This window comes from Glaciimonas sp. GG7, from assembly GCF_052976905.1.
Genome location: NZ_JBRIIQ010000015.1, coordinates 1 through 15,060, shown reverse-complemented (window position 1 = coordinate 15,060; position 15,060 = coordinate 1). Strand labels below are relative to the sequence as shown.

Genomic DNA, 15,060 nt, shown 5'->3' with positions numbered 1-15,060 from the left:
TGGTGGCAGTTGAGCTGCCTCATGGCTCTGGTAAGGACAGCAGTAAAACAAAACGCCCGGTGCAATGCGCCGGGCGTTTTGTTATGGGAAACATAAACCTCAGGGCTCAATTTTGGCGGCAGGATTCCGAACGAGTTGTTGCGTGGGAGCCTGACGAACTACCGGCGGCGCTCCGGTAAGGTTACTAAGATAGGCATCAGCAGCGTGAGTGTTACCTGGACTTATAAAAGATTGGGAATTCGAATTGGTGGCAGCTTCCTGAGTTGACCAAAAAGAAGTGCTGCTACTCGAACTGGAAGAGGACGTACTGCTGTTGGAAGGGTATCGACTATCGTTACTCCCTCCCTGCATGTGACTTGGTGTGCCATTGGGATCTGTGTTAATTCCGCAGGAAAATCTTGCCAAAAATGAGTTGAGGTCTGGCGCTTGCTGACCAGATTGCGTGCAACCTAGCATTCTTAAGCAAAGGTATGCCGGATTGTAGCTAATTGAACTAAGTGTCATATCGACTCCAAAAAAAGAGGAGCCGCAACTATATCGATGTCCATGCGCTTATCACAGAGGGCGTTAAATCCAATGAGCAATATTTATATACCTTTGCACGGCATCGTATTACCCGCCGCCAATCCGGTGACATCTCTGGCAATACTCACCACCGCTTCGGCGACTGCGCGTTGCACACCGGCCACCAACGCATCCATGCTTGCTCCGACCGGTTCGGTCACCGCTAACTGACAAGCTGCACTTTTGCCATCGTCAGAACGGCTAATCGTCCAGCCGAATAAGGCTTGGACTTTGTCTGCGGGTGCAGCGTCAAACTCACGCAATTCAATCGCAATCCGATACACCGGCAAGCCCGCTGGACGGCCTCCACGCGAGACATCGACCGCACCTAGCCGGTTGGCAAGGCCGCTGGCAAGGGCGTCGCGTAGTTCGTAGTTGAAGGAAGAGGCCCAGCGATCTTGTTCCAGAATGGCGACTTGGGTTTGTTGGGTGCGTACCACCATTTGCGGCCGGGCCAGACGTTCGGGCACACCGATGGCGGGTACTTCAATATAAATATTCTTCGTTGCTGTGTTGAGCGTCTTCAATTGCGGCGCGGTGGCGAGCGTGTAAAACCGTGTCGGGGTGATCGCGCAGCCGGTCAATAGCAGTGCAGTGACGATGGTGTATAAGCGTCTTGGTGTAGAAGTCATTTGGTTTCCTCTTTTTTGCCACGTAGCAATGATTCCGGATGGCGTTCCAGATAGTCGGTCAAGACCCGCACCGAGGCCGCAGAGCGGGATACTTCCTGCAACGTCTGACGAATATCTTGTTGTAAAGGCGCGTCCTCAGAGAGTGTGTGCTGGGCTGACGTCAGCGTTTTACGTACATCTTTCATCGCCGCGGCAATTTCCGGGGCGACGTCGGTGTTGAGGGTCTTGGTCAACTGCTCGGCGTTGGTCAACGTACGGTTGAGCGTTCCTAATGTTTTTTGTAAATCGCCGGCAATCTGGTCGAACGGTACTTTGCTCAGTTTGCGGGCGATCTCGGCGATTTGGGATTGGATCTCGTCGAGGCTGTTAGGGATGGTTGGCAACTCTAACGGTGTCTTCGCAACATCGACGGTGACTGGCGGCGCTTTTGGAAAGAAGTCGAGCGCGACATAAATCTGGCCGGTGAGCAAGTTACCGGTGCGTAGCTGGGCGCGCAGCCCGCGACCGATCATGAATTGCAAGCGCTGTTGCTGGTTGTATTTGGATTCGAACTTTTGATCGATCATATGACGGCCGAGTCGCTCCGGGAAAATTTCAATCAGTACCGGCATCACAAATTCACGTTTTTTGGTGTCGTATTCAACGCCGATGGATTTAACTTCGCCTAACTCAACACCGCGGAAATCGACGATCGCGCCTGGGGAGAGGCCGCGTAAAGACTGGTTGAAGTAAAGCAAGATGGTCTCAGGCGTGCCATCGGGTGCTTTCATGGCGGCATTTTGATCTTCGGCTAATACAAATGCGGTATTTTCTTTGGCGATGGGACCGATTGCCCCGTCTGGGGTTTGCATGGCGATACCGCCCAACACGACCGTGGCTAAGGATTGCGTGCGCAGTTTGAAGCCGCTGGAATTGATCTGCATGTCGAAGCCGCTGGCATGCCAGAAGCGGGTGTTGACACCGACAAATTTTTCGTAAGGTGAATTGATAAAAATCCGCAAGGTCACACCGCGGCCGTCGCCATCGAGATCAAAGGCGGCCAATTGACCGACCTTGATGCGGCGATAGTAGACGGGCGAGCCGATATCGAGCGAGCCGATATCGCTGGAGTGCAGCAAATATTGGCGACCCGAGGCATCGCGGGTCACGATGGGCTGGACTTCTAGTCCGATAAATGTGTCTTTGGTTTCCTCAGAAATGCCTGCATCGGCCCCGATATAGGCACCCGAAAGCAAGGTGCTAAGACCCGAAATGCCGGAGGCGGCAACGCGCGGACGCACTACCCAGAAGCGGGCGTCTTTGGCGGTAAAACTATCGGCGTCCTTGAGTAGCTGTACGGTCGTGATGACGTGTGAGTGATCTTTGCTGAGCGTGATTTTTTCAACCGTGCCGATGTCGACGTCTTTGTATTTGACCTTGGTTTTTCCGGCCTCTAAGCCTTCGGCGGTACTAAACGTAATCGTAATGACCGGGCCGCGTTCAAGGATGATTTTGGTCACCATCGTGAGGCCGACCACGGCGGCCACAATCGGAATAATCCAGACCAGCGACGGCAACCATTTGTGGGGGCGCTTGACTGTTGGGGTGGGCAGATCGGGCGCGGACGGTTGTTGGGTGACTTCACTCATGGTGTGCTTTCAATTGATTCTGTATGGGGTGCGTCATGGATATCCGTTTCGGTATCCCAGGTCAGGCGCGGGTCGAACGTCAGCGAGGACAGCATGGTCAGCACCACGACCGCGCCAAAGGCGGCCACGCCCACGCCAGCAGTAATGTTGGCAAAGCCGTTGATCTGTACCAGACCGGCTAACAAGGCTACGACAAAAACGTCGAGCATAGACCAACGCCCGATGATTTCGACCACGCGATAGAGCTTGGCCCGCTGGAAACGCCGCCAGCGGCTACGGCGTTGCGCCATGAATGTCATCAATATCATGGCGCTGAGTTTGAATAAGGGCACCAGAAAACTGGCAATAAAAATAATCGCCGCCAGTTCCCATTCGCCCGACACCCAGAAATAAATGACGCCGCTCATGATGGTGTCTTGCTGTACGCCGAAGAGCGTCTTGCTGATCATGACCGGCAACAGGTTGGCGGGAAGATACATGATGCAGGCGGCAACCAGCAACGCCCAGGTACGGTTGAAACTGTCAGGTTTGCGCACATGCAGCGGTGTGTTGCAGCGTGCGCAGTGGTCGTGCTCGGCAACGTCTTGCCATACTGTGCCGCAATGATGGCAGGACATGAGACCAAGGCCCGCTGCGGTCTGGACCGGGAGGTTGTCTTGAGCGGCATCGTCATTGATGAGGCGGGATAAGTCAGGCGTTTTCATGCAGATTCTCCGCGCCCGGATGAGGGGATTGTTTGCCAGAAGTAGCGCGGATCATACGAAATCACGGCTGTGAGCAATACGGTCAACACACCAAAGGCCCACAGTGCCGTGCCGGGTAACACGGTTGCCATATTCGATAATTTGACGATGGCGACCAAGACGCCCAGCAAGAACACTTCGATCATCCCCCACGGACGCAAGGTTTGCATGGCCCGCACTATCCAGCGAAAGCCGGGAACTTGGGCTGCATCCGGGCGTGGCAGTAATAAGTAAATCAACAACAGCAACTGCATCAGCGGAAATAATATCGTCGTCGCCAGCACTAGCAGCGCCACCGGCGACATGCCATTGGCGTTGAGCGCCAGGACGGCACCAAACAGTGTGGTTTGGTTGCCCAGACCTTGCAGTTCAATCTCGACAATCGGAAATACGTTGGCAATGATGAGGGTGATCAAGCCCGTCACGGCCAGCGGCAACATGTGTGCGCGTTGGCGGCTGGTCTCACGCTCAAGCTCGGTACCACAGCGCACACACACGGCGACTTCGCCGAGCGCTAGCGCTCGCCGCTGATGGAGCGCGTCGCATCCTTCACAAGCAATCAAATCGGGGAGTTCACGCATTATTGTCAGGTTGACTTATCGATGGAAGGGACTAAATTTTGAGGCTGCAGTGTAACGCGCCAACGGGAATTATTTGTCGTGCGTAGGCGTGCCGGACAGAAATAATTGCACCGTGCTGGCAGTATGTTGTGCGAGGTTCAGTTGGTTGGCTGACTTAAACGAGATTTTTCTGTATTTTCTGATATGTACCAGAGGGCAATCCGGCTTTTCTTTTGTTGCATATTTTCCATCGGCAAATAAAAAGTTTCATTTTTTTAATCCATGCTACATTATTGCTCTTCAATATTTAGAGAGCCAGTGTACTTAAGGCTCTTCAGATGATTTCGAAGATTTTAATCCGTAATAGAGTCGTAATAGAGTTGTAATAAACTCGTAATAATTCGCCGAATTACGATTCCCCGATGATGTGATTATGTCGATATATCGGGGTTTCAGGATGTTTTAAAAATAGCTATTTCGGCCCAGACTGAATGTGGATATTTCTTAGTCAGTCCTGGTGTCGAAAATACACTTTTTCCCTTGTTGTGATGTGGACCAGCGCATGCCGTCGGATAAGAACATGATCACTCGCATCAACCCCTCAACAATCAGCACATCTCTTCTTCGGTCAGTAGTTCTGTCAGCACGCACGCGCGGCAGTATCGCGCTCATGCTGCTGCTTGCTGGCTGCACCGTCGGTCCCGCATTCAAAACCCCGGCTGCGCCTGATGGTGGTGACAGCTACACGTCTTCGCCGTTGCCGCAGCAAACCGCTTCGTCGCCCGATGCCGTTGCCGGCTCAGCCCAGCATTTTGCGTATCAGCAGGATATTCCGGCGCAGTGGTGGACCCTGTTCCGTTCGGTAGAGCTGGACCATATGATCCGCGATGCGCTCAAGCGTAGTCCGAGCATGGCGTCGGCCCAGGCCGCGTTGCGTCAGGTGCAAGAAAATCTGCGCTCTCAAACGGGCAGTTTGTTGTATCCGAATGTGAGCGGTCAACTCGGCGCCGGACGCGAAAAGCTTAATGGCACTAGCGGCGTGGCTGGGATATTCAATTTGTATAGTGCCTCGGTCAATGTCTCTTACACGGTTGATGTTTTTGGCGCTAACCGTCTTCAGCTCGAGGGCTTGCAGGCCAGCGTTGATTTTCAACAGTTTCAGCTCGAAGCAACGTATTTAACCCTGACCTCCAATCTGGTGACGACCGCGATTGCCGAAGCCTCGCTGCGCGCGCAGTTGCAGGCCACCCACGAGATTTTGGAAGCGCAAGAAAAGCAGTTAGATGTCGTTGAGAAGCAGCTCAATCTGGGCGCAATTCCCCGCTCGACGGTCCTGCTCCAGCGCAATACCGTGGCTCAAACACGGGCGACGTTGCCGCCGCTGCAAAAAGCGTTGGAACAGACGCGTCACCAATTATCGGTCTATGCCGGCAGATTGCCGAGTGAGCCGGGCCTGCCCGAATTCGATTTAGCATCGTTGCAATTGCCGCAAGATTTGCCGGTGTCATTGCCGTCGGTTCTGGTGCGCCAAAGACCGGATATTCGCGCCAGTGAAGCCTTGCTGCATCAGGCCAGCGCGCAGGTCGGTGTTGCTACTGCGAACCTGTATCCGCAAATCAATCTGACCGGTAGTTACGGCTCTTCCGCGACCAACATCAACAAATTATTGTCGCCCGGCGCGGCCATGTGGAGTCTGTTTGCCGGACTCACCCAGCCGATCTTTAATGGCGGTGCGTTGACGGCCAAAAAACGCGCAGCGGCGGCGGCCTACGATAAAGCGGCTGCCGATTATCGGGCGACTGTGCTGACTGCATTTCAGAACGTTGCCGATAGTTTGCGTGCGCTCGATTACGACGCGGCAACTCTCAAACAGCAAGCCGAAGTCGAATCGCTCTCGCGTGAATCACTCGATCTCAGCACACAACAATTCAAACTGGGCGCGATCAGTTATCTGACGCTGCTCGATGCACAGCGTACGTATCAGCAAGCCAGAGTCGGTTTGGTCAAGGCGCAGGCGGCGCGCTATGCCGATAGTGCTGCACTGTTTCAGGCCATGGGCGGCGGCTGGTGGAATCGGCCAGCGCAGGAACAAGCAGCGTCTGGAACGGCATTGCCTGTGCCGATCTCGGCCACTGAAAATTAGTGCGGCGGTGTTGATATTTTGAATTTAAAAAATCTGTTCGTACTGAGTAGCCCTTTAGGGCGTATCGAAGTAATTGCATACGCTGGCGTATCTTCGATACGGCACTTTGTGCCTACTCAGTCCGAACGGGCTTAGTGGTGCCCCACAAATAATGTCGCTAATTTTTGCTATTAGTAAATCAACAGTCCACACATCTGATTAGAACGGTAAGGGGTTTTCATGACTAAACGTATGCTCATCATGCTGGGAGGGGTGGTCTTGTTGATCGCTTTACTCGCTCTTGGATTTTTTCTGCATATCCGCCAATTGATCGCCAATGCGCCGAAGCCATTTCCACAAACGGTATCGTCCACAACGATACAAAAAGTGGAATGGCAGCCGCATATATCATCGGTCGGTACCTTGGTAGCGGTGCGTGGCGTGGATGTAGCGAGCGAAATTGCCGGCATGGTGCGCAACGTCAACTTCAAGTCTGGCGAAGACGTCAAGGCCGGACAATTGCTGGTGCAACTCAATGCGGACTCCGATCTGGCGCAATTGCATGCGTTGGAAGCCAGCGCCGAACTTGCAGCAACCGTGTTGCAACGCGATAAAGCCCAGTTTGCCGTGCAGGCGATTAGTCAGGCGCAGATCGATAGCGATGTTGCTGACCTGAAAGCCAAGCGCGCCTTAGCCGCACAGCAAGCGGCCACCTTAGCGAAGAAAACTATCCTCGCACCGTTTGCCGGAAAACTCGGCATTACTACGGTAAATCCCGGTCAATATCTCAATCCCGGCGACAAAATCGTTACCCTGCAAACCATCGATCCGATCTATGTCGATTTCTATGTTCCGCAAAAGCAGCTGGGCGGCTTGAAGGTCGGGCAAATATTAAATCTGACCAACGACGCCTTTGCTAAGACCGCCTTCACTGGCAAAGTCACGGCGATCAGCTCAAAAGTTGATCCCGCCACGCGCAATGTGCAGGTGGAGGCGACGGTGGCCAATCCTAAGCACCAGTTATTGCCGGGCATGTTTTCTGACGTCAATGTTGAAATCGGTGGAAAGAAAATGTATCTGACGCTGCCGCAAACAGCGATTACCTATAACCCGTATGGCTCGACCGTCTTTGTGGTGAAACCGTTTGAAGAAAAGCCAGCGCAAAAGGATGCGGCTAAAGATGCCAAAGGGCCTCCGGGTCCGAAAAAGGGCGATCTCGTGGTGCAGCAAGTATTTGTGACGACCGGTGAGACACGCGGCGATCAGGTAGCGATTTTGAGCGGATTGGATGAAGGGCAGCAAGTCGTCACCAGCGGGCAACTGAAGTTGAAGAACGGTACGGCGGTCATTATCAGCAATACGGTCCTGCCGCTCAATAATCCGAATCCGACTCCGCAAGAGCATTAAGCTATGAATTTCACCGATATCTTTATCCGGCGTCCGGTTCTGGCGATCGTGGTGAGCTTGCTCATCATCGTGTTGGGCATGCGTTCGCTGTTTAGTTTGCCGATCAATCAGTATCCAAAAACGCAGAACGCTGTCGTTACTATTTCGACGACTTACTACGGGGCAGATGCGCAGACGATTGCGGGATTTATTACGCAACCGTTAGAAGGGGCGATTGCGCAAGCGCAAGGGATAGATTATTTGTCGTCCTCCAGCAGCAGCGGCGTCTCGGTCATTACGGCCACGTTGCGCCTGAACTATGACGCCAACCGGGCGCTCACCGAAATCAATACCCAGGTCAGTTCGGTGAAGAATCAGTTGCCAGCGCAGGCACAGGCCCCGGTGCTGACGGTGCAGAGCGGTCAGACCACGGATGCGATGTATCTGGGGTTTTATAGCAGCACTTTGCCGACCAATAATGTCACCGACTTTCTGAGCCGGGTGGTCAAGCCTAAGCTTGATTCAGTGCAGGGCGTGCAGACCGCCGAGTTGCTGGGAGCGCGGTTGTTTGCGTTGCGAGCCTGGCTCGATGCCTCCAAGATGGCGGCCTATGGTGTGACCGCTGCCGACGTCAGTGTGGCGCTGGGAAATAATAATTATCTGGCCGCGCTCGGGTCGAGCAAGGGCCAGATGGTGACGATGCCGTTGACGGCGGGCACCGATCTGCATTCGGTGGAAGAATTCAAAAAACTGGTGATCAAAAACAAGGGCGATTCTATCGTTCGTCTAGAAGATCTTGCCACCGTCTCGCTAGGGTCTGAGAACTATGATTTCAATGTCGCCTTTAGCGGCGTGCGGTCGGTGTTTATCGGCATCAAGGTAGCACCTGAGGCCAATATTCTCGATGTCGCCAAACGTGTGCGCGCCGATTTTCCGGAGATTAAGTCGCAGTTGCCTAACGGCCTCACGGGCGAAATCGTCTACGACTCAACCGAGTTTATCAATACCTCGATTAGTGAAGTCATCAAGACTTTGGTGGAGGCGCTGTTGATTGTGACGGTCGTGATCTTCCTGTTTTTGGGCAGTTTCCGCGCCGTGATCGTGCCGATTATTGCGATGCCGCTGTCGCTGATCGGGACCTTCTTTGTGATGTTGGCACTCGGCTATTCGATCAATTTGCTCACGCTGCTGGCCATTGTGCTGGCCATCGGTCTGGTGGTCGATGACGCCATTATTGTGGTGGAGAATGTGGACCGCCACATGAAAGAGGGCAAGACGCCAATGCAAGCGTCATTGCTGGGCGCACGCGAACTTGGCAGTCCGATTCTGGCTATGACGGTGGTGTTGATTGCGGTGTATGTACCGATCGGATTTCAGGGTGGCTTGACCGGCGCTTTATTTACCGAATTTGCCTTTACGCTGGCAGGCGCGGTCGCCGTATCGGGCGTCGTGGCGTTGACGCTGTCGCCGATGATGTGTTCGCGCTTCTTCCGCCCTGAACAGGATACCGGGCGTTTTGTCAAAGCAATCGATCGCGTATTTGATAAGGTTCACCATACTTATCAACGTGCTTTGCATAGCTTGCTCAATACCTGGCCGGTGTTAATTGTGATGGCCGCGCTTCTGATGTTGGTGCTGGGGTTGATGTTCAAGATGTCGCAGTCAGAACTGGCCCCGGAAGAGGATCAGGGCATTGTGCTCTCGCAAGTGGTCGGCGCGCCGACGGCGACTTCGGATCAGATGCAGACGTATGCTGATCAGATTTTTAAGGTTGCTAAAGGCATGCCTGAATATGCGCAGATGTTCCAGATCACCGGCGTGCCGACGGTGAATGCCGGGATCGGCGGGGTACTGCTGAAAACTTGGGAAAACCGGGTACGCAGCGCTAAGGAAATTCAAAAAGATTTGCAGGCGCAGTGGAACAAAATCGCCGGTGCACGGGTGGCGGCGTTTCAGTTTCCGGCCTTGCCGGGGTCATCCGGGTTGCCGGTGCAGTTTGTGATTACGACGACTGAGCCGTTTGAGAATCTCAACACGATTGCGCAGCAAGTGATGGATAAAGCGCGTGCGTCCGGTAAATTTTATTTTATCGATGCCGATCTGAAGATTGATAAACCGCAAGCAACCGTGGTGGTCGATCGCGACAAGATCGCCGCACTGGGCATGACGCAGCAAGATGTCGGTAGCGCATTGGGGGCGGCCCTCGGTGGCGGTTATGTGAATTATTTCTCGATAGCCGGACGTTCTTATAAAGTCATTCCGCAGGTGTTGCAGGTGGACCGCTTGAATCCGTCGGAGATATTGAATTTTTATATCAAGACGCCAGGCGGCTCCATGATTGCCGCCAATACGGTTGCGCATATTAAATACGACGTTGTGCCAGAGTCGATTAATCGCTTTCAGCAGCTTAATTCGGTGACCTTGTCCGGAGTGTCTGGCTCGTCGCAGGGCGAGGTGTTGGACTTCATGCGTAGCGCCGTGAAAGAGGTCGCGCCCTCCGGCTATACGGTCGATTACTCCGGTCAGTCACGCCAGTTCATGCAGGAGTCGGGCGGGTTTGTGGTCACGATGTTGTTTGCGGTCGTGATTGTGTTTCTGGCGTTGGCGGCGCAGTTTGAAAGCTTCCGCGATCCGATTGTGATTCTGGTCTCGGTGCCGCTGGCCTTGTTTGGCGCGACGATGTTTATCTTCCTGGGCTTTGCTTCCATCAACATTTATACCGAGGTTGGGCTGGTGACCTTGATGGGGCTCATTAGTAAGCACGGGATTCTGATTGTTGAAGTAGCCAATCAATTGCAGAAAGCCGGAAAAAGCAAACGCGAGGCAATCGAAGAAGCTGCTGCCGTGCGTCTGCGTCCTATTTTGATGACGACGGCGGCGATGGTGTTTGGGGTCTTGCCGTTGGTGATTGCGTCCGGCGCTGGTGCGGCCGGGCGTCACGCGATGGGCTTGGTGATCTTTACCGGCTTGTCGATAGGGACGTTATTTACGCTGTTTGTAGTGCCTGCGATGTATCTGTTCCTGGGGCATGATCATCAGGCGCTGGTCGCTAAAAAAGCAGCAGCGGAGAAGGCGCATCCTACAATTTGATGGACTTTGTGGAAGCTTCCTCGCTGTAAATGACTTACTCCTGTTCTGATTCGTCAGGACAGGAGTATTCTTATATGGATCAACTCGCTAGTTTCGGCGCGGTTGATCGTTCATTATCAACATCAATATCAGCATCAATACTCTCACCATGTAGCGAAAGAACGCCGCTGCTATTTAAGGAGGTTGTTATGCCATCGCTTAATCACTCTATCCAGACATCAACACTATCGGTCGACACCGTTCACAAGCGAGTTCGATTGTTCGCGCTGACCTTCATCGCTATGACGACGATCTTATGTGCGCATCCCGCAATGGCTGCTGGCAGCGCAAAGCCAGATATGTCAGCCGATGTGAAGGCTGCTTATCAGCAACAACGCAAAAGCTGCCTGAACGGCACATCGAATCAGGATCGTGCAACTTGCCTCAAAGAAGCCGGTGCGGCGCTGGAGGCTGCACGGAAAGGTCAGCTCAATGACAGACCCGACCAATATCAACAAAATAGCCTGCGCCGTTGTAATGCATTACCTGAAAAAGATCGTTCCGACTGCGTGCTTCGGATGCAGCCTGGAGGGGTGGTTGAGGGAAGTGTTGAATCAGGCGGGATTTTAAGAGAGAGCGTGACGACGGAAGTAGGACCGCCGATGGAATTGACGCCGGCCCCAAGTCAGTGAAGTAAGTAGTTTTAAAAATGCGCGGTACGGGCGACGCTTATTACCGCGCAATTTATGTCTTGTAAGCTAATTAAGCCACGTATGGCTGCACGTCAACCGCTACGCCATAAGCATTGAATTCCAACGCCACCGCCATCGATGCGACGCCGATGGTCATCAATGCGTCGTAAGTGTCATCAAACTCAATCTGTAATTCACGGGTGACTGAAGACGGTTTTTCGGACGACGCTACCAGCACGTCATCGGACTGTCGATACAAGTTCACGCGCAACACCACGTCGCCGCGACTGTCGGTCGGGCCGATGATGGCTTTGGTGGCTTCTGGCGCCGTGCCGCTTTCTGTGAGGCCGTTGGTTAACTCGGCCATCATTTGCAGCATGAAGTATTCGGCGATGGCGTTTTCTTTGCCGCCATGAAATAAATCCTGATACAGAAAATTGACGTCGGAGTCGCGCCCGTCGGTGATCAGGCATTGTTTGAGCAGCGTAGCGGCTTGCTCGGTCCAATGCTGAAAACGCAGCTCGCGCGCTTGGAAATAAGCTTGTATTGCCGCGTCTTCTTCCGGCACGTGATAAAACGCATCGTCTGCCGCTTTCAACGTAAAACCTAGCAAAAAGCGCAATTCGACTGCTTGATCGCCGCTCTCAAAATCGCTCTCTGGCCAGCCGATAAAGCTGCTATCGATGGCCGCGGTTGCTGCAACTTTTTTATCCGTCATCGCAGCAAAGGCATCGCGCACCATGGCGTTGAGATGGCTAAAGGTAATACTGTCGATTTCGTCGAGGTGGTAGGCATAGCTGACCAGAACGACGGTGGCGTCCGGGCTTTCCAAGCCTTCTTTTTGCAGGCTTTTGGTCAGCAGATCAAAGGCGTCCTGATTCTGAAACGCTTGCGCGCTGTCGAGCCCGCCGATGGTGCGTACAAATACGGGAATCAGGAAGGCGTTAATTTCAACCGTAATGCCTTCGTCGCGACGCATCAGGACCACTTCAGCGGCTTCTTCGATACGCGCTTTGAGCATGTGGTAGACGGCGCTATCGGCATGCTTTAACCGATCGAGCGCCTCGTACAAAATGTCGTCTTTCTTTTGCTGCAAACTTTTTTTGATGATCTTGTGGATCTCGCGCTCTTGCTGTTTTGCTTCATCGGAGAGGGGAGTGCTGCTGTCACTATCGTCGTCCGATGAGGCGCTGTTGTCCTGTTCGCCCAGTTCTATGGAGAGATCACACAGCTGCTGAACCAGCGCATCCTGGATTTCCTCGGCGGAGGGGGCAGATTTTCTTGGGACTGGTCGCTTATTTTTTGGCATGATTTTCATGAGTAATGAGGGGAAGCTGGTGGCTAGGAAGGCATTGGACCAGATGTGTGCGTCATTATCACTTACTGCGTCACTTACTGCGTAATGCCGTTCAGTTAAGAAACCGTTCGCACTGAGTTGCGTAGTATCGAAGGCGCACCTGCATCAGCGCTGACTTCGATACGCCCAGGGCAACTCAATCCGAACGGTTATCTAGATTAACTGAACAGTATCATCACTTAGTGCGGCAATTTCAGGAGCAGTACCAAGACGTCAGCCGTCTGCATGTCATGAAATAGAGCAACATTTCAACTATTTTGCGCTCTAAGAAGACGTTTCATTTTCTTTTGGTGACGGCGGTGCTAGAATTTTCGCTCCTATCAACCTGTGGAGTGAGTTACCAAATGAATAAGAATGAATTGATTGACAGTATTGCAGTAGATTGTGAGCTCTCAAAAGCAGCCGCCAAGCGCGCTGTGGACTCTTTGATTGCTAACGTCATCGAAGCGGTTAAGAAGGGCGACTCTGTACAGTTGATCGGTTTCGGTACATTCGGCAGCGGTAAGCGCGCCGCCCGCGAAGGCCGTAATCCACGTACCGGCGAAGCGATCAAAATTAAAGCCGCCACCACGGTCAAATTTACCGCCGGTAAAGCATTCAAAGATGCTGTGAATGTCCCTAAAAAGAAAAAATAGTCTTTTCGGCGCTTGAATTTATAGGTAAGTTTTAGTTTAAATCAGCGAAAAGAAGTACAAAATGGCGAACCAGGCGTTCGCCATTTTTTATTTTCAGCACTTATTGACCACTTATTCACTATTTACGTAGATGTTGCGTAAAACATTTACGTAAAACATTTAGGCAAAAAGATCCTCATGCAGCCGCTTCCCAAAGAAACACCCGCCTCCACGGCGACAACAGGGCAGCATAAAGCGCTTCCGATCATCTGCTTGTTGATCGCGATGGCGTCTCTGCAAGGCGGCGCGGCATTGGCAAAAAGTTTGTTTGCCGATATTGGTGCCGAAGGGGTAACGGCTTTACGAATCGGCTTTTCAGCCATTTTTTTATGTGTGATTTTCCGTCCCTGGAGATTGCCGCGCCAACAAATTGTCTGGCGACCGATCATTATTTACGGCACAGCGCTAGGTTTTATGAATCTGGCGTTTTATATGTCTCTGAAAACCATCCCGCTCGGTCCCGCCGTCGCGATTGAGTTTACCGGTCCGTTGGCCGTGGCGATTTTCTACTCGCGCCGTCTGGCCGATCTGGCTTGGCTGGGTTTGGCCATTGCGGGTTTGTATTTATTACTGCCATTGCGTCATTTATCAGAGGGCCTTGATATGACAGGCGTTCTGCTGGCACTGTTTGCCGGGGCGTGCTGGGCGGTCTATATCGTCGCTGGTAAGAAGGCCGGTGCTGCCAATGGTCGAATGAGCGTACCGCTGGGCGCGTTGGTGGCGGCCCTGTTTATCTTTCCGATTGGATGGATGCATGCTGGCAATGGATTGTTTTCATTAGCGATTTTGCCCACGGCGTTGATGGTCGCCATTTTTTCATCGACCTTGCCGTACAGCCTTGAGATGGTGGCATTAACCCGGTTGCCATCGAAAATATTTAGTACCTTGATGAGCCTGGAGCCTGCTTTGGGCGCACTCTCCGGTTATCTGTTTTTGCATGAGGGCTTGACCATCTCGCAGGGGATTGCGGTGTTGTGCATTATTGTTAGTTCGATTGGGATTACGGGGGCGATTGGGAAGCGTTGAGGGGTGAGCTGAATTAAATATAAAAAGCCGACTAGAGAGTCGGCTTTTTGTTGGTAGAACTGAATTGTCTACTTAGTGCGTAGACAATTTCCTTAAGAAATTTTGCGTGCTTCAATTCCGTTATCAGTACATCTTTCTAGAAATATCCGCAAAGAAATAGCGCCTTCGCTGTGTAAACCTTTGACGTCGTTGGCATAAAATTCAATGTCTCCATTGACGCCGATAAATTCGCCGCGAAACATATTAATTTCCGATTCAAAAATAATGAGGGCTTGCCAGCCGTCGATGTGCATCGTGTGAATCATGGTTTTATGTCTCTTCCATCAAATCATTTCAGATTGAAAATAGTATTACCCGAAAGCCTTAACCGAGCATCAAATTCCGCCCATTTCACCACCCACCTCCCAAAGCCTGAAACAACGCCACAGTATCCGCATACCGACTCGCTTGCGCCGCAATCCGATCAAGCTCGGTCTGTTTGCGGTGGCGTTGGGCGTCAAGCAAATGGAGATAACTGACCCCGCCTGCTTGATATTGACGCTGTGTAATGTCTAAACATCGATTCGTGCTTGTCCGTGGTACTCGGCATAGAACTACTGAGTCGGAG

The 15,060-nt window shown here is 52.6% G+C and carries 13 protein-coding genes; 6 read left to right on the top strand and 7 right to left on the bottom strand.

Features of this window, described 5'->3' with window-relative positions; genetic code table 11:
* Positions 1-587: 587 nt before the first annotated feature.
* The 4 genes from ACVBEF_RS05785 to ACVBEF_RS05770 are packed head-to-tail and all read right to left on the bottom strand — an operon-like array spanning position 588 to position 4,148.
* Positions 588-1,196: a PqiC family protein gene (locus ACVBEF_RS05785; protein ID WP_447122984.1), complete on the bottom strand. Its 609-nt coding sequence runs from the start codon at positions 1,194-1,196 to the stop codon at positions 588-590.
* Positions 1,193-2,824 carry a PqiB family protein gene (locus tag ACVBEF_RS05780; RefSeq protein ID WP_447122983.1) on the bottom strand — a complete coding sequence of 544 codons (1,632 nt, stop codon included), beginning with the start codon at positions 2,822-2,824 and terminating at the stop codon, positions 1,193-1,195. The genes ACVBEF_RS05785 and ACVBEF_RS05780 overlap by 4 nt, the downstream gene beginning before the upstream one ends.
* Positions 2,821-3,528 carry a paraquat-inducible protein A gene (locus ACVBEF_RS05775; protein ID WP_447122982.1) on the bottom strand — a complete coding sequence of 236 codons (708 nt, stop codon included), beginning with the start codon at positions 3,526-3,528 and terminating at the stop codon, positions 2,821-2,823. Before ACVBEF_RS05775 ends, ACVBEF_RS05780 begins: the two co-directional genes overlap by 4 nt.
* Complete coding sequence (locus ACVBEF_RS05770) at positions 3,525-4,148, bottom strand: paraquat-inducible protein A (protein WP_447122981.1); 624 nt, start codon at positions 4,146-4,148, stop codon at positions 3,525-3,527. The genes ACVBEF_RS05775 and ACVBEF_RS05770 overlap by 4 nt, the downstream gene beginning before the upstream one ends.
* A gap of 559 nt (positions 4,149-4,707) precedes the next feature.
* On the opposite strand from ACVBEF_RS05770, the gene ACVBEF_RS05765 reads away from it, so the two are divergent.
* From ACVBEF_RS05765 to ACVBEF_RS05750, 4 genes are all read left to right on the top strand, one after another.
* Positions 4,708-6,270: an efflux transporter outer membrane subunit gene (locus ACVBEF_RS05765; RefSeq protein ID WP_447122980.1), complete on the top strand. Its 1,563-nt coding sequence runs from the start codon at positions 4,708-4,710 to the stop codon at positions 6,268-6,270.
* Between the two features lie 219 nt (positions 6,271-6,489).
* Positions 6,490-7,656, top strand: coding sequence for an efflux RND transporter periplasmic adaptor subunit (locus ACVBEF_RS05760; protein WP_447122979.1), 1,167 nt, complete (start codon positions 6,490-6,492; stop codon positions 7,654-7,656).
* A gap of 3 nt (positions 7,657-7,659) precedes the next feature.
* Positions 7,660-10,725 carry an efflux RND transporter permease subunit gene (locus ACVBEF_RS05755; protein ID WP_447122978.1) on the top strand — a complete coding sequence of 1,022 codons (3,066 nt, stop codon included), beginning with the start codon at positions 7,660-7,662 and terminating at the stop codon, positions 10,723-10,725.
* Positions 10,726-10,913: 188 nt separating this feature from the next.
* Complete coding sequence (locus ACVBEF_RS05750; RefSeq protein ID WP_447122977.1) at positions 10,914-11,396, top strand: hypothetical protein; 483 nt, start codon at positions 10,914-10,916, stop codon at positions 11,394-11,396.
* Positions 11,397-11,466: 70 nt separating this feature from the next.
* Here the strand turns inward: ACVBEF_RS05750 and ACVBEF_RS05745 are convergent, their stop codons facing one another.
* Positions 11,467-12,705, bottom strand: coding sequence for a DUF2863 family protein (locus tag ACVBEF_RS05745; RefSeq protein WP_447122976.1), 1,239 nt, complete (start codon positions 12,703-12,705; stop codon positions 11,467-11,469).
* A gap of 392 nt (positions 12,706-13,097) precedes the next feature.
* Here ACVBEF_RS05745 and ACVBEF_RS05740 point away from each other — a divergent pair, with 392 nt between their 5' ends.
* Together ACVBEF_RS05740 and ACVBEF_RS05735 are read left to right on the top strand one after the other, a co-directional pair.
* Positions 13,098-13,388 (top strand): HU family DNA-binding protein, encoded by a 291-nt coding sequence (locus ACVBEF_RS05740; RefSeq protein WP_447122975.1) that lies wholly within the window; start codon positions 13,098-13,100, stop codon positions 13,386-13,388.
* A gap of 264 nt (positions 13,389-13,652) precedes the next feature.
* Entirely contained in the window at positions 13,653-14,453 is an 801-nt protein-coding gene (locus ACVBEF_RS05735; protein WP_447123040.1) for an EamA family transporter, read from the top strand.
* A gap of 92 nt (positions 14,454-14,545) precedes the next feature.
* Here ACVBEF_RS05735 and ACVBEF_RS05730 read toward each other — a convergent pair whose 3' ends face one another.
* Entirely contained in the window at positions 14,546-14,746 is a 201-nt protein-coding gene (locus tag ACVBEF_RS05730; RefSeq protein ID WP_447122974.1) for a hypothetical protein, read from the bottom strand.
* A 97-nt stretch (positions 14,747-14,843) separates the two neighbouring features.
* Positions 14,844-15,060: TolC family protein (locus tag ACVBEF_RS05725; RefSeq protein WP_447122973.1), on the bottom strand; the 217-nt coding region annotated here is incomplete at its 5' end.

Excerpts from the sequence above, each read along its gene's own strand:
- ACVBEF_RS05770 (WP_447122981.1), bottom strand. The coding sequence starts at position 4,148 with ATGCGTGAACTCCCCGATTTGATTGCTTGTGAAGGATGCGACGCGCTC.
- ACVBEF_RS05760 (WP_447122979.1), top strand. The coding sequence starts at position 6,490 with ATGACTAAACGTATGCTCATCATGCTGGGAGGGGTGGTCTTGTTGATC.
- ACVBEF_RS05735 (WP_447123040.1), top strand. The coding sequence starts at position 13,653 with ATGGCGTCTCTGCAAGGCGGCGCGGCATTGGCAAAAAGTTTGTTTGCC.
- ACVBEF_RS05775 (WP_447122982.1), bottom strand. The coding sequence starts at position 3,528 with ATGAAAACGCCTGACTTATCCCGCCTCATCAATGACGATGCCGCTCAA.
- ACVBEF_RS05740 (WP_447122975.1), top strand. The coding sequence starts at position 13,098 with ATGAATAAGAATGAATTGATTGACAGTATTGCAGTAGATTGTGAGCTC.
- ACVBEF_RS05785 (WP_447122984.1), bottom strand. The coding sequence starts at position 1,196 with ATGACTTCTACACCAAGACGCTTATACACCATCGTCACTGCACTGCTA.
- ACVBEF_RS05755 (WP_447122978.1), top strand. The coding sequence starts at position 7,660 with ATGAATTTCACCGATATCTTTATCCGGCGTCCGGTTCTGGCGATCGTG.
- ACVBEF_RS05780 (WP_447122983.1), bottom strand. The coding sequence starts at position 2,824 with ATGAGTGAAGTCACCCAACAACCGTCCGCGCCCGATCTGCCCACCCCA.
- ACVBEF_RS05765 (WP_447122980.1), top strand. The coding sequence starts at position 4,708 with ATGATCACTCGCATCAACCCCTCAACAATCAGCACATCTCTTCTTCGG.
- ACVBEF_RS05730 (WP_447122974.1), bottom strand. The coding sequence starts at position 14,746 with ATGCACATCGACGGCTGGCAAGCCCTCATTATTTTTGAATCGGAAATT.
- ACVBEF_RS05750 (WP_447122977.1), top strand. The coding sequence starts at position 10,914 with ATGCCATCGCTTAATCACTCTATCCAGACATCAACACTATCGGTCGAC.
- ACVBEF_RS05745 (WP_447122976.1), bottom strand. The coding sequence starts at position 12,705 with ATGCCAAAAAATAAGCGACCAGTCCCAAGAAAATCTGCCCCCTCCGCC.